Here is a 22,654-nt window from a genome sequence, read left to right as displayed (position 1 = left end):
TCCCGTCCCCCTGAGAGAGATCGCTACTTAGGTCCGATTACCAGCGATTGTAGTAACCGTGGCGCCAGTGACGGCGGTACGGACGATAACCGTAGTAGTACGGACGCCCGTAGTAACGGCGGCGCCAATAAGGGCGATAGCCGTAATAGCCACGACGCCAATAGCGATGGCGGCCGTAATATCCGCGCCGGTAGTACGTCTTCTCGACCGCGCTATTGCCGCTCTTTGCAACCGCATCGATCGCAGCGACGTTGCCGCCGACGGCCGCAGCCTGAGCACCGGTCGCAGCGAAGCCAAGGCCCAACGCCAGGGCAACGGCTAGGAACAAGTTTCGCATTTTGGTCTCCCGAGATTGTTGCTTCACGAGTTCGCTTGTCCCTTCACACCGCCCACCCAAATGCGGTTCTGCGAAACGGCAAACGGTGTGATCCGCACCCACCACGGAGCACCAACTCAGGATGAAATATGGGCGTCACTGCCGCCGGATTTGCGACCCGCAAGTGAACCGCAGCTAACACGTTGCTTTATTCGAAAAATATCGCCACGCGCGGAACTTTAAGATGAGAATCCAGTTAGCGGTCGTCCGGCAGCGGAATAAATTCCTCTGCGTCGCCGGGAACGATGTCGAAACGGCCTTGCCGCCACTCGTCTTTCGCCGCCTCGATGCGGTCCTGCGATGACGACACGAAATTCCACCAGATGTGCCGTGGCCCATCCATCGGCTCTCCGCCGAGCAGCATGAGCCGTGCATTCGACTCCGCAAGAATGGAAATCCGGTCGCCCGGCTTGAAAACGAGAAGCTGTCCGGCATCGAACGACTGCCCGGCAATATCAATGCGGCCCGACGCGATATAAACGGCACGCTCGTCGTAATCGGGATCGAGCGGCAGAACTGCGCCCGGCGCCAGCATTGCTTCCGCATAGAACGAGGCGTGCGGAAACTCGGCAGGCGACGTCTCGCCGTAAAGACTGCCCATGATGATGCGCACGCGCTTTCCATCGCCTTCCAGCCGAGGCAACGCGGCGACGTCGAGATGCACGAAGCTCGGCGCCGTCTCTTCGTGCGATTTGGGCAGCGCCATCCACGACTGGATTCCGAACAGGTCTTGCCCAACGGCGCGCGCCTCAGGCCCCGTACGTTCGGAATGAACGATGCCGCGGCCCGCCGTCATCAGATTGACCTCGCCGGGCCGAATGGACAACGCCGATCCGAGGCTGTCGCGATGCGTGATCTCACCGTCGAAAAGATACGTCACCGTCGCCAACCCGATGTGCGGATGCGGCCTGACGTCGATCCCCTTCCCCGCAATGAACTGCGCCGGTCCCATCTGATCGAAGAAGATGAAAGGCCCGACCATCTGGCGCTGTGCCGAAGGCAAAGCACGGCGTACCGAGAAGCCGCCGAGATCGCGCGCCCGCGGAACGATCACTTGCTCCACCGCATCGCAAGATCGCCGGTCGCCCGGAATAGGATCGTTATGGGTCAGCCAGCTCATCGTTACCTCCATTATTCAAACGAAAAACGACCGTCATGGCTCGGTCAGAAAGCGAGCGGTCTCGCTCGGCGTCGGACGTCGGCACGCCTGCCGCTCCCCGAACCACTTCAGTCTGTTGCGCTGGACCCAATCGTAGATCCGGTCGCCAATGGCATCGGGAACAATGCGCCCGGCGAAACCGAGGAACCGCCACGGTTGCGGCAGCGTCCGCGCCGCCGCGAGAACACCGGCCCACCGCGTATAGGGCAAACCGTCCCTGAGAACCATGAATGTATCGAACGCCGCCGCGTCGAGGCCGTAATGCCGATAGAGCGCTTGCGGCAACGGATCCTGAATGACTGCGAAGCGGCTCTCGCCCTTGGGATCGCGCGCAAGCATCCACTGCACGCCGCCCGAGCACAGCACGCAGAGCCCATCGAAAATTACGATCGGACGCGTGTCGTCGAACGGCGGCACAGCCGCATCGTCGCGATAGCTGTAAGCTTCGGCACGCATCGGATCTCTCATCCCCAGACAATGTGGGGGTTACGGTAAAAGACGGCAATTGCAGAGAAAACGTTTCATTCGCCATGCTGCCGAAATCTTCGCTCCGACAGCCTTCCGATAGGGCGCCGCTCCGTCTAACACATCGACTTGGAACCACAGCCGCCCGGAGTTCGCCCCATGCCGCATCTCGACGCCAGAACGCTTTGCATGATCGTCGGAGTTTCATCGCTCGCGTTCGCCGCACCCGCCTCAGCCGATGAACCGATCGATTGCGCCAAAGCGGAATCGACCGTCGAAATCAATTTCTGCGCTGACAAGGAGTATCAAGCCGCCGACAAGGCCCTGAACGCGGCTTACGCTTCGGCGTTGAAGGTCACCCGCGCCCGCAACCTTGAGAAGCCCTACGACGCAAAAAGTTTCGAAGAGGCGCTGCGGGGCTCACAGCGCGCCTGGATCGCCTACCGCGATGCCGACTGTAAGGATGTCATGGCGCAGGTATGGACCAACGGCACCGGTGCCACCTCCGCGATTCTCGGTTGCATGACCGACAAGACGCTGCGGCGCACCAAGGAATTGAAAGAGATGCTGGAACCGCAGTAGGCATCCCGACTCGCTCAAGATTGAACGGCGCATAAAAAGTCAATTATCCGAGACGTCATCCGTCTAATTGATAAGCATCAATTGGCGTCCGCTTCCATCCGAGGTACGTCTGCACCACATCAGTTGCAGCCACTGTAGGGTGCCTTTAGGAAGCTACCTCACAGTGTCAGTACGGGGCTCGAAATATCCGACCGTTTTGAGTTTTCTTATCTGCGTCGTCCGTGGCCAATAGTGGCTGCGAACGATCGAGCGATGTCAGGAGAGACGACAATGACCCTTTCGCCCATCCGTTTGCGCCTGTTGGCAGGCAGCGCCGCGCTCCTCGCAGCAGCGCTCGCAACGGTTTCGCCCGCATCAGCCGACCCGAAGGTCGCGCTCGGCACGTTGACCTGCCACGGCCATGGTGGCGTGGGCCTCATCTTCGGTTCGAAAGAGAGCATGAACTGCGAATTCACGACGGCGGTCAGCGGACGCGTGTTCCCCTATCACGCGACGATCACCCAGGTCGGCGTCGACATCGGCTTCACCGGCGCCAGCACGCTCGTCTGGACGGTTCTCGGCGGCACGAACGCCATGCCGGGCGACGCTCTTGAAGGAAGCTACGGCGGCGTCACGGCGGGCGCGGCCGTTGGGATCGGTGCGAGCGCCAACGCTCTCGTCGGCGGCTCGAATCAGTCCGTCGTACTCCAGCCGGTCAGCGTCGAAGGCCAGACGGGTCTCAATCTCTCAGCGGGTGTTGCAGGCTTGACGCTGACGCGGTCGTAATCGATCGCCAGTCGCGGCTCGCTCTTACCTTGTCGGTGATGACGTCACCGGCTGAAGCCAGACGCATCGTCCTTACGCGGCGGTGTTAACGCGCGATCTGCGACGGCTTGATCTTCCCGGAAAAAATAGCGCTCCGCATCTCGTGCGGGGCGCTTTTAATTTGCTCGCTGCCATCCAAACGAACCACGACGAAAGTCCGCATGCCGACGACTCAAGCTGTGCATAGATCATTCGTTGAGTATATCTGCAACATTTTTTAGCCATGCGAATCAATCGGTTTGGTCTACTAAGGCTCAACAACCCTGCGAGGAGAAACCGATGACGGACCTTTCCAAAAACGTCGAAGAAATGTTGAGCCGCCTCGCCGAGAATGCCCGCACCGAGCAGGACTTCGTCCGCACGCTGTCCGATGCGCTACGCCGCGTCGACGAGCAGTTGCTGCGCGACGTCCGCAACGTCTCACTGCAGCATGAGCTTCGCCGCGAAGCGATCCTCGGCGAACTTCAGGAACTGGCGTCCCGTCTTTGCGCGCTGCCGGTTCGCGGACCCGCTCAGCCTGTTCAGGCCATCGATCAGCAGGACCATCATCATCAGGTCCAGGGCGAGATCGAACCGCCGCCGGGCATGGCAGCCGGAGCCGACTGGCGCCAAGCAGCTCAGAACATGCAGAACATGAACGACGAGTTCGAGTTCAGCTTCAACACACCGCGCCACTGATCTGCGGCGTTGGCCGTTCAGCGGCCGATGTAACCCGGCATTCTTGCCGCCTCTCGCGACCGGGCAAGCCACATGGCCCGGTCGTGTGCATAGTCAAAATCGCGCCGGACCGTCGAACGCGGGATGCGCGTGCGGAAGAAGTCCGCCCATCGGAATTCGGCATAGGGCTTGCCCGTCTTGGCGAAGCCGCCCGCCCCTCTCACCGACCACGCCAGATCCCGGTACGGATCGCACCGCATGTCATCGAGCCGCTCGGGCAGTTTCGTCGGAGCGACCGCACGGCCATGCCCGTCATAAGCGTGCAGCAATCCGAGCTCGGCCATCTTCTGCAAAAATCTCTTGCGCGGCAGATGCGAAAGATCGCCGACCACCGTCACGAACGCCTCTTCGACGTCGCTTTTGAGCAGCGCCAGACTCAAATGATGATGATCGATAATGAAGAGATCGTCGTTCGGCCCGCGGACGGCCGGGATCGGCCGGTCTTCCAGAAAGCGGCGGAGCTTGCGGTTGTTGCGCGCCCGCCGCTCCACTTTATCGCGCTTGGCGGCGACAGCCCGCATGCCGACCGCCATTTGCGTCGGCCGCAGTTCTTCGAGCGGCACGCTCAGCAGTTTTGATTTTCGAGGCTGCACCCTAATGGGCGGCAGCGAGACAAGGAAAGGGGGGACAACTGGCGACGCGAACGCCGGTTCACGCGAGACGGCAAGCAACGACATGACTTCCCAGAGTGCGAATTGAACAGTGGCTTAATCATTTCGTCGCCATGGTTAAAATTTCATTGCCACCCGTTCGCACACGCGCATCGTCCGCCGCCGAGCGCGCCCAAAACGCCTTTGAGATACCGGAAAATTTTACCGCGCCGCCGTCTCGGAGATGCCGCGCCGATGAGCGACCTCTTTGGCCGACACTTCGCCTGCCGCAACCAGCGCATCGACACATCGCTTCGAAAGCCCGGCACCGACGGCTCGCATGCACGACCGTACCTGCGGACTGTTCGGACTATAGGCGCTGCAATGCGCATAATAGTCGGTTGCACACGCGATCTGCACCCGAAGACTGACGGCGTTGGCATTGCTCGCAAGCAGTGTGGCCGTAGCCAGCGCTATGATCGAGACGCCTGCCGAACGGGTGCCGGTCCGCAGCACACAGGTCCAAGACGCCATGGGAAACCTCCTTCTCGTCGCTGAAAAAGAGAGCCACCACGGCTCTCGTGACGAGGAGACATAGCGGCAGGCAGCAGCCTCCCGCTGTTCCCGGCGAAACGGGTCATCCGTATGCAAACGATGCCAATGTCAGTCGGGAGCGTTTCCGACGCGCGGAACCGGATATGAGGCCGCGACGGCCCCGTTTTGCCGCGCGACCCGGCACGCCTGCTCATAGACGACCGTTGCGGCCGCCAACGCCGTGACGCCGCCTTGATCGTAAGACGGAGCTACTTCGACGACGTCACAGCCGACGATCTTCAAACCATCGAGTTGTCGCAACATGGCGAGTAGCTCCCGCGGCATCAGCCCGCCAGTCACCGGCGTGCCGGTTCCAGGCGCGAAAGCCGGATCGAGACAATCGATATCGACCGTGAGGTAGCAAGGATTGTCGCCGGCGAGCGCCTTCACCATCGACGCGACGGCCGATGCACCTTTATCGGCGACGACCATGTTGTCGAAAATGTTCATGCCTTTCGGATCGTCCACCCACGTCCGGATGCCGATCTGGCTCGACTTTGCCGGATCGATCAGCCCGTCGTCGATCGCCTGGGCGAACATCGTGCCGTGATTAAGTTCGACGCTGCCGTCCCTGCCGACTCGCGGCGTCCACGTATCTGTGTGCGCATCGAAATGGATGAGCGTCAGCTGGCCGTGCACCTTCGCGTGCGCCTTCAGCAGCGGATAGCTGATGAAATGATCGCCACCCAGCGAGCACAGGAATGCGCCCGTTTCGACCACCTTCGTCGCCGCATCTTCAATGGCAGCCGGAATCGTTTGCGGAAAGCCGTAATCGAGCCACGCGTCGCCGAGATCGACAACATTCACATAGCTCAGTGGATTGAAGCCACCCGGATACGCCTTGAGCTCGGCAAGTTGCGCCGATGCGCACCGAACCGCATCCGGCCCCAATCGTGCGCCGGGCCGGTTCGACGTCGCAATATCGAGCGGCACACCGAGGACAGCGAAATCACCCGCCTTCGCCTGCTTCACGCGCGGCGACCTCAGGAACGTGTGCGTCCCTGAATAGGTTTGTTCGGAAGAAAGACAGTAGGGGGAAGGAGATGCGGTCCACGCGTTCGCGTGCACACCGCCGGGAATGGTACCGGAATGCATGACGACCTCGATTGTATACGATGTCGTCCGGCCGACACCTTCACAATCTACCGGGCCGAGCCCGGTGCCTCCGTTTCGCGGCCCAAGGAGAATGCCTGACCCAATATTCTAGTCAAGCCCTCAAACGCATGGCTGCTTTTCCGGCAAAAAGGGCCCAAAAGAACCGCTTCCCCCGTCAGCGCGTTAGCATAGGAGAATAGGCTTGATGGATGCAAACCATGACCGATCTCGTCGATCTCGATGCTGAAAGACTGCTGCGCGCCGAGCGCGATGCCGAACTGGCACGCGCCGAACTTCTAGCGAAATGCGAAGCCGCCATCGAAGCCGTCGGCAACGACGTCGCTGGATTTGCGCTGATCGTATGGAACGGCAACGGCGAGATGCGAACGGTCTATGACGCCTCGAAAGGACCGATCGGAGCGGCCCTTCTCCCGACGCTTGCATCAGATGCTCTGAACCGGCACGTCGCCGTCATGCTGGCGAAAGACGACGCTGCCGACGATTCAAGCATAAGCTGATGGTTCGTGAGCGGCGAACAAAACAAAACCCAGAGCGTGCGCTCTGGGTTTGTGCGTTCAGCCTCTCGGCGCTTAGTGCAGGAAGCCGAACAGATGCAGACCGATGATGACAACCAGCGGAACGCCGGCGAACCAAAGGATGAGATCGCGTGCCATTCTTTTCTCCTCAATGCTTGACCGTTGGTGTGGGAAGCGGCTCGTCCGGAACGTCGCGGTGCGGCTCGTCATGTCGCGCCGGTTCGTCTGGACGAGCATTTTGCGCGAGGCTGAGAAGCGCATCGAGATTGCGCCGCGCGTCCGCCAAATGTCGTTTGGCTTCATCCCGGCGCAGCACGACGCTGTTTTGAGCAGCGCTACGTAAGTCCTTCTCGAGTTCCCAAAGCGTCTTAAGGAGCTTCGGAACCGTTTCCTGAATGCTGCGAGACATCCATCCACCTCGTCACGTGCAACTGAGGCGTGAACGCGTGCGGATTATTTCCGGTTCCGTTTTTTGGTGATCCGTCGTAGGCGGTAGACTTCGAGGGAACAAACGCCTCGAATGTGCATTCTGCAACGCGCCCATAACGGACAGCCGATGATCCCTCAGTCGCTCCTGCCCATCGTCCTGCTGACGATGTCGAACGTCTTCATGACCTTCGCCTGGTACGGTCACCTTAAATTTACGAACAAGCCGCTGTGGCTTGTCATCATCGTGAGCTGGGGCATTGCCTTCTTCGAATACTGCTTAGCCGTTCCCGCCAACCGCTACGGCAGCGCGGTCTATAATCCCGCCGAACTGAAGACCATGCAGGAAGTCATCACGCTGACGGTTTTCTCGATCTTCTCCGTCACGTATCTTGGTGAAACCCTCACCATCAATCACGCCGTCGGCTTTGCGTTCATCGCCCTCGGCGCGTTCTTCGTCTTCAAGGCGCCGCTGTAAAAGCGCGACTTCGCGACCAAGCGAACTCGACCCACCACCATCCTCGGCTTTATGCCGAGGATCGATCGTGCAGCAATGCAGATGTGGAAACGGCATCCAAGCACGACGCCAAGGGACGAAGCCAAATGCGCTCCGCTATTTGTTGAGCGGCACGTTCAACTGCAACTTGCTCGATACGCTCTGCGCTTCATCCGCAACGCCGAAATTATCGACCCCGGCCGAAACGCTCAGAGAGTACGCGCTTGAATCCGTGTAGGTCACACCCGCGCCGACCGATTGCGTCGCATCGAACGAAGAGTCGATGCCGTCCTTGTGCGACGTCGAGAGATCGAACTCGCGCTGATAGCTCAGATAGGGCGAAAGCTTCGAGCCATCGTCGAGCTTGAAGTCGTGATTGATCTTCGGCGCTAGGATGAAAGAGCTGCGCTCGTCGGCGCCTGTCGACTCCGCGAATTCGGCGTTCCCCGTTTGCCATTGCGTGCGCGCGTCGAAGCTCAGCAGCGGCGTCGCTTGCAAGGTCACGTAGGCAGAAGCCTTCTGATCCGCGACGACGCCCGGCGTGCCGTAGTTACGCGTATCGCCGCGCTCGATCGAGACGCCGACCTTCGCCGCCTTGTTGAAATTATAGTCGGCGCCCAGCCCCGTCCGCGTCGACTGATCGGGCGACCCGTTGTAGCCGTTGAGATCGACGTTGGTCCAAACGTCGAGCGGCGTCTTGCGTTCGATCGGCGCCGCCGGCATTGCGAAGTCGGGTTTGATGGTCTCGCCGAATGCGGGTTGCTCCAGCGTCACGGACGCGCTGCGCTTGTTGTAATCGCGCAAGGTGCCAAGGCTGGTCCGCACTGAAACGCCGGTATCCGTCGTGCTGAATGACGCCGGAATATCGTTGGTGTCGGTCGCGATCCAAGGGATGCCATCCGACTTCGGCGCCGGCTTCTTCGGCTGCGGCAAGTCCGACGGCGTGCTGAGGTCAAGCTCCACGCTGTAGCCTTCGCACGGCTGAAACGTCGTGAGCGCCGTCGTCGTCACGTCCGTGCAGTCGTCGGCACGGGCAGCGGCGGTGGCGGCAATGAGGGCGGCGAGGCTCACGCAGCCGAGACGCAGGCTGCGATGTCTCAAGGGGGCGATTGAGGTTTTCACGATCATGAGTGCGAGGTAGCCACGAACTTTGATCATCATGTGGCGATATGGTGAATCGCCGGCCGCCGAAACCCTCCTATGCCATTCGTTAATAGGTCGTTTTTCCTAGACAGCATTTACGGCAATGTCGCACAGTTTTGGTATACTGTGAGTTTGGTTTCCTGCACGAAACGCGTGCACTCGCCCCCGCTAATGCACGTAGAATTTGCAGCCGCCATCGGCAAAAATTATCAACAGAAAGGGCAATGCATGACCTGGAGCGACGCGCTGAAGGGAGTTGTCGGCAATCTCGTTGGACAAGCCGAGCAAGCGGCCCTTCCCGATCTCATCAAGGGCGTTCTCGGCAACGAAGGCCTGCAGACGATCCTTTCCAAATTGCAAAGCGCCGGTTTCGGCGATCAGGTGCAGTCGTGGTTCGACAAGAACAAGGACAGCCTGCCGATCACGCCGGACCAGATCAAGACCGCGCTCGGTGATGAGCACGTCCAGCAGATCGCGAAGTCGCTCGGCATTCCTGTCGATGCCATCCTGGCAGCCCTCGCCAAGGAACTGCCGCAGGTTGCAGAGACGGCAGGTCCTGCCGCAAATCCTTCGGCGTCGGCGGATGCATCATCCACGCCCGACCCGAAAGGCTGAGCGGACGCTTTAATTCAACGCCGGGGCCGCGCGTTCGATGATGGCCCTGGTGTCGGTTCCCGCCGGTAATAATCCGAACGCGCCGCCTGCCTCGCCCGCAAGACGCGTCGCGCAGAACGTCTCGGCGACCTGGCTCGGCGCGTGCCGGATCAGCAGCGCTGCCTGCAAGGCCAGCACCAGGCTGCGAACGAACACCCGTGCCTGCGCTTCATCGAGGCGCCCTGCGCTCTCCTGAAGCTTTGTAACGAACGCCGCCAGCCTGCGATCGGTCTTCGCAGCTTCGCGCAGTTCACCCTCTAGCATGTCCATCGCCGTCTTCGACCGCGACAACGCCCGCAGCACATCCAGGCACATGATGTTGCCCGAACCTTCCCAGATCGAATTGAGCGGCATCTCGCGATAGATGCGCGCCAAATTGAATTCCTCGACGTAACCATTGCCGCCGAGCACTTCCATCGCCTCAGCCGCGAACGCCGGGCCACGCTTGCAGATCCAGAATTTCGTCGCCGGTGTCACGATCCGCCGATAGGCGAGAGAAGCTTCGTCGTCTTCATCGTAGGCGCGCGCAAGCCGCATCGTCAGCACGGTCGCGGCCTCGGACTCGATCGCAAGGCCAGCCAGCACGTTCGCCATCAACGGCTGATCGACGAGAAACTTCTGAAACGCCCGCCGGTGCCGCGCGTGGTGGATCGCCTGCGCCAATCCTTGCCGCATCAGCCCCGACGTTCCGATGGCGCAATCGAGCCGCGTATAATTGCCCATCTCGATGATGGTCGGAATGCCCCGCCCTTCCTCTCCCAGAAGCTCCCCGTGCGCGCCCTCGAACTCCACTTCGCTCGACGCATTCGAACGATTGCCGAGCTTGTCTTTCAACCGTCGAATGTGGATCGCATTACGCACGCCATCGGGCGTCCAGCGCGGCACGAGAAAGCATGTCGGACCAGCGGCCGTCTGCGCCAGCACAAGGAACGCATCGCACATCGGCGCCGACATGAACCACTTATGTCCGCTCAACTTGTAGAGACGACGCGTCCCGACGCTGCGATAGAATTCCGCGCGCGTGACGTTGGCGCGCAAATCCGAGCCGCCCTGGTTCTCCGTCATCGCCATGCCGATCAGCGCCCCGGTCTTTTGCGCAACGGGCCGGAAACTCGGATCGTATGTTCGCGAGTAAATCCTCGGCAGCCATTCATCCGCGATGGCCGGCGCGTGTTTCAGCGTGGCGACTGACGCATACGTCATCGACACCGGGCAGTAGACCCCGCTCTCGATCTGAGCGAGCATGAAGCAGCCAGCAGCGCGCGCGACATGCGCACCTTTCCGCGGCTCGGCCCACGGCGCTGTGTGCAGCCCGGCCTCCAGCGCCAGCCCCAAGAGCTTATGCCAACTCTGATGAAAGTCGACCTCATCGAGACGATAGCCATAACGGTCATAAATCTTGAGCTCAGGCACGTGGCGGTTGGCGTCCGAGCCTGCCGCGATCATCTCGGGCGTCCCAAGTTGCCGCCCGAGCATCGCGAGACGCGCGGCCGCCCAGCCTGCGTTCTCGCGCGCCAAAGCCTCGCCAAGCACCGTGTCGCTCGACAGCAGATTGTAATTTTCGAGCGGCGGCGGCTGGTTTGTGACGTCGATCATCGGCGCACCTTCGGGCATGATGCGGCATTCTCGTTGCAGCTAAATCGACATTTCCAGCTGCACCTGATCGCGCCGTCCGTCAGCATAGCCTTTTTCTGGACTGAAGAAGCCCCGGTTGACGTTGATTATCCGGAAACCGCGACGAAGATAAAAATTGATGTTGTCGGTTTCCCACGCGCCCGTGCCGACAATCAGGCGGCCAATCTTATTCGCACGACAATGATAAACGACGGCTTCGATCAAGCGCGTGCCGAAACCCTGCCGTTGAAACTCGGCGCGAACCGCGAGGCTCACGAGTTCGATATAATCCATTTCCTCGACGAAATGCGCCATGCCGACAATGGACGTTCCATCGAATGCAGCGAGAATTGTGCCTAAACGGTAGTAGCTTTCGATTTGGCTGTCGGACTCGTCGGCAAGCCGAAAGAGCGGCAGCAATGCTGTTCTTCTGCCCTCGTAAACATTGATGGTCACGCGATGGCTCCTCCCCTTCGCGAATTACGCCGGCGCGGCGCCGCTTGTTTCCGCTAATCTCAGGACTGGTCAAAGCTGAACCGCAAAGCGGGCTGTCTTGAAAAAACTTATCCCCGCGTTCCCAGCAGCCCGCATACTAACCCCACCTCGCCTCGAAGATACGACGGACAGTCTCGAGACCGTTTGGAGATTGGGGGTGAGCGGCTGGTCGAACGTTTGCGGCACAAGGGGGTAACGGCCCGAGGCCCGAACGGAGCGAACCGTCCGGTGATCCGCGCGAATACGGTACCAACCGTCGGAGGAGTAAGGAACCTCCCATGCCGGACCGGTCGATCAGAATCCCAGCTGCGGAGCGCGCCAAGGCGCTGTTTCATTCTTCGGAACGAGAACGGCACCAGGTGCCGGCGCGCTCCGTGTCCGATTTTCCCGCCGGTGCGACAAGCACGCGGCGGCGAGCGTGTGTGGCGCGCCTTGCGGCCGGCTCCCCGCAGAGGAGTCGCAAGGCGCCTTCAAAGAGTTGACAGCCGCCGCACGTCCCCTAAAGGATGCACGATCCTCCAAACGTTTGAACAGGATAGCTGCCGATGGCTTCGACGCGCACGCCCGCCAAGCACTTTTCGCCCCTCGCCATTGGCGCGCCGGAGCCCTATCGCACGCTGCCTGTGAAGCTTGAGCGCATGATCCATTTCGTGCCGCCGCACAACGAGAAAATCCGCTCCAAAATCAAAGACCTGGCGTCCCAGGTCGACGTCGTACTCGGCAACCTCGAGGACGCCGTGCCGATGGACCAGAAAGAGAACGCCCGCAAAGGCTTCATCGAGATGGTCCGCGACAACGACTTCGGCGCAACCGGCGTCTGGACCCGCATCAACTGTCTGAATTCGCCTTGGGTTCTCGATGATGTCACCGAAATCGTCGCCGCCGTCGGCAACAAGCTCGACGTCATCATGCTACCGAAGGTCGAAGGCCCGTGGGACATCCACTACCTCGACCAGCTTCTGGCCCAGCTCGAAGCCAAGCACGGCGTCAAGAAGCCGATCCTGATCCACGCCATTCTCGAAACCGCTGAAGGCGTCAACAACGTCGAAGCCATCGCCGCAGCCTCGCCGCGCATGCACGGCATGAGCCTCGGCCCGGCCGACCTCGCCGCCTCCCGTGGCATGAAGACGACCCGCGTCGGCGGCGGCCACCCCGATTACGGTGTGCTGGCCGACGCCCAGAAGGACAATCCGTCAGCACCGCGCGCCTTCTACCAGCAGGACCTTTGGCACTACACCGTTGGCAAGATGGTAGACGCCTGCCTCGCCTACGGCCTGAAGCCGTTCTACGGCCCGTTCGGCGACTTCTCCGACCTCGCCGCCTGCGAAGCCCAGTTCCGTAACGCTTTTCTCCAGGGTTGCCTCGGCGCCTGGACGTTGCACCCGACCCAGATTGAAATCGCGAAACGCGTGTTCTCCCCCGATCCGGCCGAGGTGAAATTCGCCAAGCGCATCCTCGACGCCATGCCGGACGGCACCGGCGCCGTCATGCTCGACGGCAAGATGCAGGACGACGCCACCTGGAAACAGGCCAAGGTCATCGTCGATCTGGCCAAGATCGTGGCCTCGAAAGACGCCGAGCGCGCGGCACTTTATGGCGACCTCTAGGGCGCGGATATGGGCTTGCGCCACGACCGCAACCGCCACACATTCACGCCATGAGTGACATTAAGCACGCGAAGTTCTCGATCGGTCAGGTGGTCCGCCATCGGCTTTATCCGTTCCGCGGACTGATCTTCGACATCGATCCGGAGTTTGCGAACACCGAAGAGTGGTGGCTGTCGATTCCTGAAGAGGTCCGCCCTCACAAGGACCAGCCCTACTATCACCTCTTCGCCGAGAACGCCGAGACGACCTACCTCGCCTACGTGTCCGAGCAGAACCTGCTGCTCGACGATACGCAGCAGCCGCTGCGCCATCCCGACATCGAAGATCATTTCATCATCGACGGCAACGGCGGCTATCGGCTTCGCCCCGAAGCGAATAACTGACCCCTCTCACCTAACGTCGTCTTCGTAACATCGTCATTCTCGATCGGACGAGCCTGCGAAGCCGATCGGGAATCCAGCGTAAGACGGCTCTGAAGGCTCAAGCCCTCCCTCGAAGCGCCCTGCCACTTCTCGCCAAGGAGAGAGCGCCCTCGGCGTCAGTCCGAGAGAGGCAACCGCTGCCTGCCTGGAACCGCATCCCGTACCCACGCAACAAAAAACCGCCCCGACAGGATCGGGGCGGTTTCGATTTAGAGTAACGCTCGTCCGACGATTACTTCTTCGTCGAGCTCGTCGTCGTCGGCGCCTTCTCGATCGGAGGTGCGCCTGGACCATCGAGCGGCAGATTCTTCATCTCGCTGGCCTTCCACTTCTCGGCCGCCTGCTGCTGACGCTGGCGGATTTGCGCCATCAGCTGGCTGCGAGCTTCGGCGTACTTTTTGTTGTCGACCGGAGGACCTGCAGCGGCTTCGTTATAGCCGTCGAGCGGAACCGGGAAGCCGATCGGCTGTGCCGCAGCGTTCATGGCCAGAACCATGATGCCGCCGCCCGTCGACATTTCCTTCAAGATCTCAGGCGTCGCTTCCGTCTCGGCCGTGCAGCCGGCCGGATGGCAGAGCGCATAACGCAGCTCGATAGGCTTCAGCTGCTTCTCGTCGATCTTCTCGCCCTTCGACGCAGCGGCCCATTGGGCCTTCGTGTAAACGGCAGCGCGAATGCCCGGCGGGATGGCCATGCCGAGCGGCACCATGATCATCAGCGACTTCTTGGGCGAGCCCTCGACGGTGCGGATCGCCGCCGAAACCAGAACCATGCCGGTATTGCCGTCGAGACGCTCATGATGCGTGAGGCAGAGCGACTTCTCGGTCTTGACGTCCTTGCCGTCGGGCCCCTTCGTGACGACAGGCGCCTTCTCGCAAAGCTTGACCCATGCGCTTTGGGGTTTAGCAGCGGCGGTCTTCGCAGGCGCCGGCGCCTTTTTGGCGTCCGCGGCCTGAGCGCCGGCGGACGCAGCAGCGATTACCGCCAACATAGCAACGGCTGAAACGAGCGCCCTACCGCCCGTGCGCAATACTGCGTTTGCCATCAACGTAAAAATCCTCGCTTGTTTTGAACCAGCCCCGCCGGTTCGTCCCCTCAAAGTCGCCGCGCCGTTTGCTCGACATTGCAAGCTCGCGCAGACCCGGCATATACCTCTTGCCGTTCCTGAGCCGAGTAAGGCTCCGAATACGGCAATCCCGTGACCGGATCGAGCCCCTATTGGGGGCTTTTCCGCAGCCTTCTCAAACGTGGCCGCTCTGCAACTGCGACAAGCTGGACAGCAGGTCGAAACCGCCGCTAGAACATGCCCACGGCTTATTCGATGGGCATCTTGAGTGCCGGGAATTATCCCGCTTTACCAAACACGTGGACGGCTTTCTGGTGCCTGGAATGTCATTTGGGAAATTCTCTCTCGCACTGCTGCTCGTGGTCACGCTTGGCTGGAGCGCTGAGGCCGCTCCGGTTAGCGCCGTCGCACTGCACGGAAAACCGCTCTTTTCGGACAATTTCACGGCATTCCCCTACGTAAATCCGAACGCGCCGAAAGGCGGCAAGCTGACGCTCGGCGTCCTCGGCTCCTATGAAAACGTCAACCCGCTGATCGTCGGCGGCACGCCCGCATCCGGCATTCGGGAATTTGTCATCGAAGGTCTGATGGCGCGCAGCCTCGATGAGCCCTTCACCCTCTATGGCCTGCTCGCCGAGACGATCGACATCGCCGACGACCACAAATCCGTGACGTTCGCCATTAACCCAGCCGCGCGATTTTCCGACGGCCAGCCGGTCACCGCCGAAGATGTCCTCAACTCGTTTCAGCTGCTGAAGGACAAAGGCCGCCCCAATCACCGGACCTATTTCGCCAAGGTGACAAAGGCCGAAAAGATCGGCGATCGCAGCGTTCGCTTCACGTTCGAAGACGCCAGCGATCGAGAACTGCCGTTCATCCTTGGCCTGATGCCGGTCTTCGCCGCCCACGCGACCACGCCGGAGAAATTCGAAGCTGCCTCGATGACGCCGCTCGTCGGCTCCGGCCCCTACACGGTGTCGAAAATCGACGCCGGGCGCTCCATCATCTACCAGCGCAACCCGAACTATTGGGGCAAGGACCTTGCCGTCAATCGCGGCCGCTTCAACTTCGACGAGATCCGCTTCGATTACTACCGCGACGCCTCATCCATGTTCGAAGCCTTCAAGGCCGGTAACATCGACCTGCGCCTGGAAGAAGATCCGGGCCGCTGGGCCACGGGCTATAATATCCCCGCCGTCCGCGACGGGCGTATCATCAAAGCTGAGTTCGACATCGGCTTACCGGCAGGCATGACAGCGCTCGTCTTCAACACCCGCCGGCCCATCTTTGCCGATCCCATGGTCCGGCACGCTTTGATGATGCTTTTTGATTTCGAATGGTGCAACCGCACGCTTTACAACGGTCTCTATAAGCGCACCGAAAGCTACTTCGAGCGTTCATATCTCGCCTCCACCGGCCATCCCGCCGACGCTTACGAACAAAAGCTGCTCGCGCCGTATCCGGATGCCGTTAAGCCCGAGATCATGGCTGGCACCTATCGCTTCCCGACGACTGACGGCAGCGGCCAGGACCGCCCGACCCAACGCGCAGCCTTTGCGCTTTTGAAAAAGGCGGGCATGGTCCTGAAAGACGGCCGCATGATCAACGGCAAGACCGGCCAGACTCTTTCTTTTGAAATTCTTGCCAACAGCAACGCGCAGGAGGCGCTGCTTCTTAGTTACGCGCGAAGCCTCGCGCCGCTCGGAATCCAGGCGCGCGTCCGCCTCGTCGATAGCGCCCAGTATCAGGCGCGGTTGACCGAATTCGATTACGATATGATCCAGAACACCTGGTACGCATCGCTCTCTCCCGGCAACGAACAGCTCTTCCGCTGGTCGGAAAAAACGGCTGACGCAAAGGGCTCGTTCAATTTCGCCGGCGTCAGAAACCCAGCCGCCGACGCGATGATCGACGCCATGCTCGCCGCTAACACCGAAACGGATTTTGTCTCTTCCGTACGCGCATTGGATCGCGTCCTGCTGTCGGGCGACTACGTCGTGCCGCTGTTCTACACGCCGCGCCAATGGGTGCCCTATTGGGCGCGCCTCAAGCATCCCGACAAGACACCTCTTTTCGGCTATTCCGTCGACACATGGTGGACCGAGCCGAAATGACACCGTTAGACGGCACGCCCTTCAACATGGCGGAATACGCTATCGGTCGGGCCGCACGCAGCACGCCCGATAAAACGGCGCTGCTCGTCTACGATACCGCGACGCCCGAACGGCCGCAGGAAAGCTGGACGTTCGCCGAGATCGAAGACGCTATCCTGCGCCTCGCAGCAGGACTGGCAGAGCGCGGCCTAAAGCCCGGCGACCGGATCGCCATTCGCCTTGGTAACTCCAGCCAATCGGCGTTGCTGTTCTTTGCGGCGATGGCCGGCGGCTTCATCGCTCTCCCCTTGTCCGATCAGTTGACGGCAACGGAACTGAAATCGCTTCTCGAAGACAGCGGCGCCACGGCGATCGCAACATCGTCGCCGCTCACCGATGACATCATGCCTGGCGCGATCGTCCTGACATCCGCTGACGTCGCTTTACTGATGCGCGGACCGACGCGCGCCGACTACGCACCGACCGCCGCCGACGATCCCGCATTCCTGATCTACACCTCCGGCACGACGTCGAAACCCAAGGGTGTGCTGCACGCACAGCGCTCCGCTCTCGGCCGCCGCCCGATGTATCAGGGCTGGTATGGCATCACGCCCGATGACCGCATGCTGCACGCAGGTGCCTTCAACTGGACGTTCACGCTTGGCGTCGGCTTGACCGACCCGTGGGCGAACGGCGCAACGGCCATTGTCTGTACCGGCGATAAGGCGCCCGAGCTTTGGCCAGCCCTTATAGCTTCAACCGGCGCGACGCTGTTCGCCGCCGTGCCCGGCGTCTATCGCCAAATTCTGAAATACGCGCGCCCCGAACGCGGCACCCTAGGCCAGCTTCGCCACGGACTGACGGCCGGCGAAACGCCGCCGCCCGGCTTGATCGAAGAATGGACCGCAACCACCGGCCTGCCGCTCTACGAAGCCCTCGGCATGAGCGAGATCTCGACGTACATCTCGACAGGTCCAGACGTGCCCTATCGCTCCGGTACCGTCGGCAAGCCGCAAGCTGGACGCCGCATCGCAATCCTTCCCGCGGACGGCGGTAATCAACCGTTGCCGACTGGCGACGAAGGCCTGATCGCCGTCCATCGCACCGATCCCGGCCTGATGCTCGGCTATTGGAACCGCCCAGACGAGGAAGCTGAAGTCATGCGCGGCGAATGGTTCGTCGGCGGCGATCTCGGTTCCATCGACGCCGATGGCTACGTCACGCATCTGGGCCGCGCCAACGAACTGATGAACGCGGGCGGCTATCGCGTCTCGCCGCTCGAAATCGAAGCCGCACTCGCAGCCTGCCCCGGCGTGGCCGAAGTCGCGTGTTCGGAACTCCGCACACGGAGCGATGTATCGATCATCGGCGCATTCGTCGTCGGCAACGATGCGGAGAAAATCGACGCCGACACCGTCAAAGCCTTCGCCTCCGAACGCCTCGCTGCCTACAAGGTGCCGAAAGAAATCGTCTTCGTCGACAAACTCCCCCGCACCGCCAACGGCAAGGTGCAGCGGAAGGCGCTCAAACTTCCGCTCTCCCCTCGGGGAGAGGGTTAGGGTGAGGGGGCGGCAAATGCCGTGCCCCATTCAGTCCCAAAGCAGTCACCGAGTGTCATCCTGGGCTTCATGCCGAGTATCCATCGTGCAATACGCTTACTGATGGATGGATCCTCGTGGCAAGCCCGAGGATGACTGTAACAAGGCGTCCCGCCATCCATTCCAAATAGCCGTCATCCCGGCGAAGGCCGGGATCCAGTCATGCCTCTGAATAACGGATGCGGATCGTTGTCTGGGTGCCGGCCTACGCCGGCATGACGAGGAGGAAAGATCCCGCATAAGGCAGGTTAAGCCGCCTTTTTGGTTTTCGCGGCGAGGTCGGCGAACTGCTGCACCAGCGCGCGCACGCCCTTGAGACGCAGCTCTGGCAAGTCCCAATCCGAGCGATAGACGAGCCGCTGATCGGGCTGCACCTTGAGAAGCCCGCGTGAATTCTGCACGAGCGAGATGAGTCCTTCGGGGTTCGCAAACCGCCCCTTGTAAAGCGTGATGACGGCGCCCTTGGGACCCGCATCGACCTTCGCAATTCCCGCCGTACGGCAAAGCCCTTTGATCTCCATGACGTCGAGCAAATGGCCGACTTCGTCCGGCAGCGGACCGAAGCGATCGACCAATTCCGCTGCGAACGCATCGATCTCGGAGCGCTTTTCGAAACTCGACAAACGCCGATAGAGACCGAGGCGAAGTTGTAGATCCGTGACGTAACTTTCCGGAATCATGATCGACGTACCGAGCTGGATCTCCGGGCTCCACTTGTCGTCCGCTTCGAGATCGCCGCCCTTCATCGCCGCGACCGCCTCCTCGAGCATCGACTGATAGAGCTCGAAGCCGACCTCGCGAATATGACCCGACTGCTCTTCGCCGAGCAGGTTGCCTGCGCCGCGAATATCTAGATCGTGCGATGCCAGCGAGAAGCCCGCGCCAAGCGTATCGAGCGATTGCAGAACCTTGAGCCGCTTCTCCGCGCCCTCGGTCAGCTTTTTATCGGGCGGCGTCGTGATGTACGCGTAAGCGCGCGTCTTGGAACGGCCGACGCGTCCGCGAAGCTGGTAAAGTTGCGCCAAGCCGAACATATCGGCGCGGTGCACGATCAGCGTATTCGCATTCGGCACGTCGAGACCGGACTCGACGATCGCCGTCGAAAGTAGAATGTCGTATTTGCCCTCATAGAACGCCGTCATGACGTCTTCGAGTTCGGTCGGCGACATCTGCCCCGTAGCGCGCGCAAACGCCAGATCGGGCACCGCTTCACGCAAGAATTCCGCGATGTCGTCGAGATCAGAAATGCGCGGCGCGACGTAGTACGTTTGGCCGCCACGGAAGCGTTCGCGTCTGAGCGCTTCCTTCAAAATCACCGGATCGAATGGCGAAATAAACGTGCGCACCGCGAGGCGGTCGACCGGCGGCGTCGTGATGAGCGAAAGTTCGCGCACGCCCGTCAGTGCAAGTTGCAGCGTGCGCGGGATCGGCGTCGCCGACAGCGTCAGCACGTGCACGTCCTCGCGCATCTTCTTTAGGCGTTCCTTGTGATTGACGCCGAAGTGCTGCTCCTCGTCGATGATGAGTAGTCCGAGCCGTGCGAAGTCGATGCCCTTGCCAAGCAGCGCATGCGTGCCCACAACGATGTCGACGTTGCCCGACTTCAGTCCCGCCTTCACCTCGGCGAGGTCCTTCGCACTGACCATGCGCGACGCCTGCGCGATCGTCACCGGCAAGCCCTGAAAGCGCTGCGCAAATGTGCGGTAGTGCTGCCGCGCCAGCAAGGTCGTCGGCACCACGACCGCAACCTGCAAACCGTTCATTGCAGCAGTAAACGCCGCGCGAATGGCGACTTCCGTTTTGCCGAAACCGACGTCGCCGCAAACAAGGCGGTCCATCGGCTTTCCTGACGCCATGTCGGCAAGAACGGCATCGATGCTCGCCGCCTGGTCTTCCGTCTCCTCGTAAGGAAAGCGCGCGACGAATTCATCGTAAGCGCCGGTCGGCGGAATGAGCACGGGTGCTTCCCGCATTGCCCGCATCGCTGCGATCTTGATAAGTTCGTTGGCAATCTCGCGCAGCCGCTTTTTGAGTTTGGCCTTGCGTGTCTGCCAGCCGACGCCGCCGAGACGGTCGAGCTGCGCGTCACCCTCGTCCGAGCCGTAGCGCGACAGCAGCTCGATGTTTTCGACGGGCAGGAACAGCTTGTCGCCACCCGCGTAATGCAGTTCCAGACAGTCGTGCGGCGCGCCGAGCGCGGTGATCGTCTGCAACCCATGAAAGCGACCGATACCGTGATCGCTGTGCACGACGAGATCGCCGACCGAAAGACTCGTCGCCTCGGTGAGAACGTCAGCGGCCTTTTTCGCCCGGCGGCGCTGCCGCACGAGCCGGTCGCCCAGAATGTCCTGCTCGGCGATGACGGCAAAGTCCGGCGTCTCGAAGCCTTCCTCAATGCCGAACACCGCGAACGCCGTCTCCTTGGGGCGCATCGCCTGCACGCCAGCGAAGTCGTCGACCTTCACGGTGTCCTTCAGGCCATGATCTTCAAGCAGAGTGATGAGCCGTTCGCGCGCGCCCGGCGTCCAGCATGCAAGGATGACGCGCCGGTTGTCGCCTTGAACGCGCCGGATATGCCCGACCGCCGCATCGAAGACGTTCGCGTCCGGATTGGCGCGCTCGGCCGCGAACGTGCGCCCGCGCTTGCCGTGCATCTGATAGACGTTCGTCGTGCCCGGATCGTCGAACGGCGTCAGGCGCGAAACGGTGCGCGCATCGAGCGCCGCCTTCCAGTCCTTGCCGTCGAGGAACATTTGATCGGGCGGCACCGGCTTGTACGGCGGCGCGCCGAAACGCTGGCCTTCGAGCGAGTCGACGCGCGCTTCATAGTGCTCACGGATCTGTTCGAAGCGCCGCTGCACCGCTTCATCGGCCAGATGATCGAAACTGATGCCGACACCCGGGAGGTAATCAAACAGCGTCTCGAGGTTCGGATGAAACAGGGGCAGCCAGTGCTCCTGGCCGACATAGCGGCGCCCGCTGCTGACCGCTTCGTACAGCGGATCGTCGCCCGTGTTGCCGCCGAACAGCGCGACGTAGCGCGTGCGGAACAGCGCCGTCGCCGCTTCGCCGAACGCCACTTCGCTGACCGGCATCAGCGAGAATTTCGGCACCGGCTTCTGCGAGCGCTGCGTCTCGGGATCGAACGCCTTGATGGTCTCCAGCTGGTCGCCGAAGAAATCGAGCCGGATCGGCAGGCTGCGTCCCGGCGGATAAAGATCGACGATGCCGCCACGTTGCGCGTATTCGCCGGGCTCCATCACCGTGCTCGAACGGTCGTAACCGTAGGACTCCAGCCGCCGGATCAGATCGGCCGGATCGAGCCGCTGCCCCGGCGCAATCGTCTTCACCGCGCCGCGAATGAAGCTGCGCGGCGGTACACGCTGCAAAATCGAATTGACGGTCGTCAGCACCAGCGTCGGCTTTTTGCGGCCCCCAACCGCGAGCTTGCCGAGCGCCGTGATGCGCTTCGAGACGATCTCCGGATTGGGGCTCGTGCGGTCGTAGGGCACCGTATCCCACGACGGAAACGGCACGATTGCAACGTCGGGCGCGAAGAACGCCACCGCCGCCTGCAGCTCGTCGAGCCGCCGGTCGTCGCGCGCCACGTGCAGATGAATGCCCGGCAGATCGCCCGAGCGCGCGGCCTTCGTCACGTCCGCGATGACGCGGCCGTCGAAGCCTTCCGGAACGCCTGAAAAGATTGCGCGTGAATTTTGAACGTCTGTCGTCATCAACTCGTCTTAGCTCGCCGCGGCGCTCAGGCCATGAAAGGCGCGAATGTCATTCACAAGATCTTCGAACTCGATGCCCGCAAAACCCTCGCCCGAGAAGATCCATTGCTGCAGCGCCGGATCGGGAATAGTCAGAAACCGCTCGAAGCGCGCGATCTCGTCGCCAGAATAGCCCGGCAGCCGGTCATCGGCATAACGTCCGACAAGGACGTCCATTTCCTTCGTGCCGCGGTGATGCGCGCGGTACGACGCCCGCCGCCTGCGCGTTTCAAGTTCGTCGGTCATATGCAGCTCAGGTTGCATGGCAATGGTATAAAGCGCTGCCGGCAGCTTGACGGAGTGCCGGCCGGCCGTCACGGTGCGTCATTCGCGAAGGGCTCGTATAGCG

The 22,654-nt window shown here is 61.4% G+C and carries 23 protein-coding genes; 10 read left to right on the top strand and 13 right to left on the bottom strand.

What is annotated here, in order from left to right:
• Positions 1 to 37 precede the first annotated feature (37 nt).
• The 3 genes from HYPMC_RS08980 to HYPMC_RS08970 all read right to left on the bottom strand — a co-directional run bounded on the left by HYPMC_RS08980 (position 38) and on the right by HYPMC_RS08970 (position 1,991).
• Positions 38 to 337, bottom strand: coding sequence for a hypothetical protein (locus HYPMC_RS08980; protein ID WP_013947583.1), 300 nt, complete (start codon positions 335 to 337; stop codon positions 38 to 40).
• A gap of 235 nt (positions 338 to 572) precedes the next feature.
• A complete protein-coding gene (locus HYPMC_RS08975; RefSeq protein WP_013947582.1) occupies positions 573 to 1,496 on the bottom strand; it encodes a pirin family protein in 924 nt (307 codons plus the stop codon).
• Between the two features lie 33 nt (positions 1,497 to 1,529).
• Complete coding sequence (locus HYPMC_RS08970) at positions 1,530 to 1,991, bottom strand: thiol-disulfide oxidoreductase DCC family protein (protein WP_013947581.1); 462 nt, start codon at positions 1,989 to 1,991, stop codon at positions 1,530 to 1,532.
• A gap of 168 nt (positions 1,992 to 2,159) precedes the next feature.
• Between HYPMC_RS08970 and HYPMC_RS08965 the strand changes: the two genes are divergently transcribed.
• The 3 genes from HYPMC_RS08965 to HYPMC_RS08955 all read left to right on the top strand — a co-directional run bounded on the left by HYPMC_RS08965 (position 2,160) and on the right by HYPMC_RS08955 (position 4,064).
• The gene (locus tag HYPMC_RS08965) at positions 2,160 to 2,582 is read left to right on the top strand and encodes a lysozyme inhibitor LprI family protein (protein ID WP_013947580.1); all 423 of its coding nucleotides are present in this window, start codon (positions 2,160 to 2,162) and stop codon (positions 2,580 to 2,582) included.
• Positions 2,583 to 2,852: 270 nt separating this feature from the next.
• Positions 2,853 to 3,347, top strand: coding sequence for a DUF992 domain-containing protein (locus HYPMC_RS08960; protein WP_013947579.1), 495 nt, complete (start codon positions 2,853 to 2,855; stop codon positions 3,345 to 3,347).
• A 318-nt stretch (positions 3,348 to 3,665) separates the two neighbouring features.
• Positions 3,666 to 4,064: a hypothetical protein gene (locus tag HYPMC_RS08955; RefSeq protein WP_013947578.1), complete on the top strand. Its 399-nt coding sequence runs from the start codon at positions 3,666 to 3,668 to the stop codon at positions 4,062 to 4,064.
• 17 nt (positions 4,065 to 4,081) lie between these two features.
• Here the strand turns inward: HYPMC_RS08955 and HYPMC_RS08950 are convergent, their stop codons facing one another.
• The 3 genes from HYPMC_RS08950 to speB form a co-directional block, all read right to left on the bottom strand.
• Positions 4,082 to 4,666, bottom strand: coding sequence for a ParB-like protein (locus HYPMC_RS08950; protein WP_157135421.1), 585 nt, complete (start codon positions 4,664 to 4,666; stop codon positions 4,082 to 4,084).
• Between the two features lie 249 nt (positions 4,667 to 4,915).
• Positions 4,916 to 5,227 carry a hypothetical protein gene (locus tag HYPMC_RS08945; protein ID WP_013947576.1) on the bottom strand — a complete coding sequence of 104 codons (312 nt, stop codon included), beginning with the start codon at positions 5,225 to 5,227 and terminating at the stop codon, positions 4,916 to 4,918.
• 129 nt (positions 5,228 to 5,356) lie between these two features.
• The gene (gene speB, locus HYPMC_RS08940; protein ID WP_013947574.1) at positions 5,357 to 6,382 is read right to left on the bottom strand and encodes an agmatinase; all 1,026 of its coding nucleotides are present in this window, start codon (positions 6,380 to 6,382) and stop codon (positions 5,357 to 5,359) included.
• Between the two features lie 209 nt (positions 6,383 to 6,591).
• Between speB and HYPMC_RS08935 the strand changes: the two genes are divergently transcribed.
• Positions 6,592 to 6,900, top strand: coding sequence for a hypothetical protein (locus HYPMC_RS08935; protein ID WP_244421008.1), 309 nt, complete (start codon positions 6,592 to 6,594; stop codon positions 6,898 to 6,900).
• Between the two features lie 166 nt (positions 6,901 to 7,066).
• On the opposite strand, the gene HYPMC_RS08930 is transcribed toward HYPMC_RS08935, so the two are convergent.
• Positions 7,067 to 7,327: a hypothetical protein gene (locus HYPMC_RS08930; RefSeq protein WP_013947572.1), complete on the bottom strand. Its 261-nt coding sequence runs from the start codon at positions 7,325 to 7,327 to the stop codon at positions 7,067 to 7,069.
• A 147-nt stretch (positions 7,328 to 7,474) separates the two neighbouring features.
• On the opposite strand from HYPMC_RS08930, the gene HYPMC_RS08925 reads away from it, so the two are divergent.
• A complete protein-coding gene (locus HYPMC_RS08925) occupies positions 7,475 to 7,822 on the top strand; it encodes a DMT family protein (RefSeq protein WP_013947571.1) in 348 nt (115 codons plus the stop codon).
• 135 nt (positions 7,823 to 7,957) lie between these two features.
• Here the strand turns inward: HYPMC_RS08925 and HYPMC_RS08920 are convergent, their stop codons facing one another.
• Positions 7,958 to 9,001 carry a hypothetical protein gene (locus HYPMC_RS08920; RefSeq protein ID WP_013947570.1) on the bottom strand — a complete coding sequence of 348 codons (1,044 nt, stop codon included), beginning with the start codon at positions 8,999 to 9,001 and terminating at the stop codon, positions 7,958 to 7,960.
• 210 nt (positions 9,002 to 9,211) lie between these two features.
• Between HYPMC_RS08920 and HYPMC_RS08915 the strand changes: the two genes are divergently transcribed.
• Entirely contained in the window at positions 9,212 to 9,598 is a 387-nt protein-coding gene (locus tag HYPMC_RS08915; RefSeq protein ID WP_024275836.1) for a YidB family protein, read from the top strand.
• A 9-nt stretch (positions 9,599 to 9,607) separates the two neighbouring features.
• Here the strand turns inward: HYPMC_RS08915 and HYPMC_RS08910 are convergent, their stop codons facing one another.
• Positions 9,608 to 11,251 carry an isovaleryl-CoA dehydrogenase gene (locus tag HYPMC_RS08910; protein WP_013947568.1) on the bottom strand — a complete coding sequence of 548 codons (1,644 nt, stop codon included), beginning with the start codon at positions 11,249 to 11,251 and terminating at the stop codon, positions 9,608 to 9,610.
• A gap of 21 nt (positions 11,252 to 11,272) precedes the next feature.
• A complete protein-coding gene (locus HYPMC_RS08905; protein WP_013947567.1) occupies positions 11,273 to 11,707 on the bottom strand; it encodes an N-acetyltransferase in 435 nt (144 codons plus the stop codon).
• A 584-nt stretch (positions 11,708 to 12,291) separates the two neighbouring features.
• On the opposite strand from HYPMC_RS08905, the gene HYPMC_RS08900 reads away from it, so the two are divergent.
• Both HYPMC_RS08900 and hspQ read left to right on the top strand, forming a co-directional pair.
• The gene (locus HYPMC_RS08900; RefSeq protein ID WP_013947566.1) at positions 12,292 to 13,353 is read left to right on the top strand and encodes a CoA ester lyase; all 1,062 of its coding nucleotides are present in this window, start codon (positions 12,292 to 12,294) and stop codon (positions 13,351 to 13,353) included.
• Positions 13,354 to 13,403: 50 nt separating this feature from the next.
• On the top strand, positions 13,404 to 13,736 hold the full coding sequence (gene hspQ, locus HYPMC_RS08895; RefSeq protein WP_013947565.1) for a heat shock protein HspQ: 333 nt from the start codon (positions 13,404 to 13,406) through the stop codon (positions 13,734 to 13,736).
• A gap of 271 nt (positions 13,737 to 14,007) precedes the next feature.
• Here hspQ and HYPMC_RS08890 read toward each other — a convergent pair whose 3' ends face one another.
• Entirely contained in the window at positions 14,008 to 14,820 is an 813-nt protein-coding gene (locus tag HYPMC_RS08890) for an invasion associated locus B family protein (RefSeq protein ID WP_013947564.1), read from the bottom strand.
• A gap of 344 nt (positions 14,821 to 15,164) precedes the next feature.
• Here HYPMC_RS08890 and HYPMC_RS08885 point away from each other — a divergent pair, with 344 nt between their 5' ends.
• The gene (locus HYPMC_RS08885; RefSeq protein ID WP_024275833.1) at positions 15,165 to 16,955 is read left to right on the top strand and encodes an extracellular solute-binding protein; all 1,791 of its coding nucleotides are present in this window, start codon (positions 15,165 to 15,167) and stop codon (positions 16,953 to 16,955) included.
• Positions 16,952 to 18,493, top strand: a complete 1,542-nt coding sequence (locus tag HYPMC_RS08880; RefSeq protein WP_013947562.1) for a class I adenylate-forming enzyme family protein — start codon at positions 16,952 to 16,954, stop codon at positions 18,491 to 18,493. The genes HYPMC_RS08885 and HYPMC_RS08880 overlap by 4 nt, the downstream gene beginning before the upstream one ends.
• A gap of 287 nt (positions 18,494 to 18,780) precedes the next feature.
• On the opposite strand, the gene mfd is transcribed toward HYPMC_RS08880, so the two are convergent.
• Entirely contained in the window at positions 18,781 to 22,266 is a 3,486-nt protein-coding gene (gene mfd, locus HYPMC_RS08875) for a transcription-repair coupling factor (protein WP_013947561.1), read from the bottom strand.
• 9 nt (positions 22,267 to 22,275) lie between these two features.
• A complete protein-coding gene (locus tag HYPMC_RS08870; protein ID WP_013947560.1) occupies positions 22,276 to 22,623 on the bottom strand; it encodes a succinate dehydrogenase assembly factor 2 in 348 nt (115 codons plus the stop codon).
• Between the last annotated feature and the right edge of the window lie 31 nt (positions 22,624 to 22,654).

It is taken from the genome of Hyphomicrobium sp. MC1 (assembly GCF_000253295.1).
In the GTDB taxonomy this organism is placed as follows: Bacteria; Pseudomonadota; Alphaproteobacteria; order Rhizobiales; family Hyphomicrobiaceae; genus Hyphomicrobium_B.
This window is presented reverse-complemented; position numbering and strand designations above follow the sequence as displayed.

Coding starts and splice junctions, on each gene's coding strand:
- mfd (WP_013947561.1), bottom strand. CDS start 22,266: ATGACGACAGACGTTCAAAATTCACGCGCAATCTTTTCAGGCGTTCCG.
- HYPMC_RS08925 (WP_013947571.1), top strand. CDS start 7,475: ATGATCCCTCAGTCGCTCCTGCCCATCGTCCTGCTGACGATGTCGAAC.
- speB (WP_013947574.1), bottom strand. CDS start 6,382: ATGCATTCCGGTACCATTCCCGGCGGTGTGCACGCGAACGCGTGGACC.
- HYPMC_RS08910 (WP_013947568.1), bottom strand. CDS start 11,251: ATGCCCGAAGGTGCGCCGATGATCGACGTCACAAACCAGCCGCCGCCG.
- HYPMC_RS08930 (WP_013947572.1), bottom strand. CDS start 7,327: ATGTCTCGCAGCATTCAGGAAACGGTTCCGAAGCTCCTTAAGACGCTT.
- HYPMC_RS08960 (WP_013947579.1), top strand. CDS start 2,853: ATGACCCTTTCGCCCATCCGTTTGCGCCTGTTGGCAGGCAGCGCCGCG.
- HYPMC_RS08955 (WP_013947578.1), top strand. CDS start 3,666: ATGACGGACCTTTCCAAAAACGTCGAAGAAATGTTGAGCCGCCTCGCC.
- HYPMC_RS08915 (WP_024275836.1), top strand. CDS start 9,212: ATGACCTGGAGCGACGCGCTGAAGGGAGTTGTCGGCAATCTCGTTGGA.
- HYPMC_RS08970 (WP_013947581.1), bottom strand. CDS start 1,991: ATGCGTGCCGAAGCTTACAGCTATCGCGACGATGCGGCTGTGCCGCCG.
- HYPMC_RS08885 (WP_024275833.1), top strand. CDS start 15,165: ATGTCATTTGGGAAATTCTCTCTCGCACTGCTGCTCGTGGTCACGCTT.
- HYPMC_RS08980 (WP_013947583.1), bottom strand. CDS start 337: ATGCGAAACTTGTTCCTAGCCGTTGCCCTGGCGTTGGGCCTTGGCTTC.
- hspQ (WP_013947565.1), top strand. CDS start 13,404: ATGAGTGACATTAAGCACGCGAAGTTCTCGATCGGTCAGGTGGTCCGC.
- HYPMC_RS08965 (WP_013947580.1), top strand. CDS start 2,160: ATGCCGCATCTCGACGCCAGAACGCTTTGCATGATCGTCGGAGTTTCA.
- HYPMC_RS08945 (WP_013947576.1), bottom strand. CDS start 5,227: ATGGCGTCTTGGACCTGTGTGCTGCGGACCGGCACCCGTTCGGCAGGC.
- HYPMC_RS08920 (WP_013947570.1), bottom strand. CDS start 9,001: ATGATGATCAAAGTTCGTGGCTACCTCGCACTCATGATCGTGAAAACC.
- HYPMC_RS08935 (WP_244421008.1), top strand. CDS start 6,592: ATGCAAACCATGACCGATCTCGTCGATCTCGATGCTGAAAGACTGCTG.
- HYPMC_RS08975 (WP_013947582.1), bottom strand. CDS start 1,496: ATGAGCTGGCTGACCCATAACGATCCTATTCCGGGCGACCGGCGATCT.
- HYPMC_RS08880 (WP_013947562.1), top strand. CDS start 16,952: ATGACACCGTTAGACGGCACGCCCTTCAACATGGCGGAATACGCTATC.
- HYPMC_RS08900 (WP_013947566.1), top strand. CDS start 12,292: ATGGCTTCGACGCGCACGCCCGCCAAGCACTTTTCGCCCCTCGCCATT.
- HYPMC_RS08890 (WP_013947564.1), bottom strand. CDS start 14,820: ATGGCAAACGCAGTATTGCGCACGGGCGGTAGGGCGCTCGTTTCAGCC.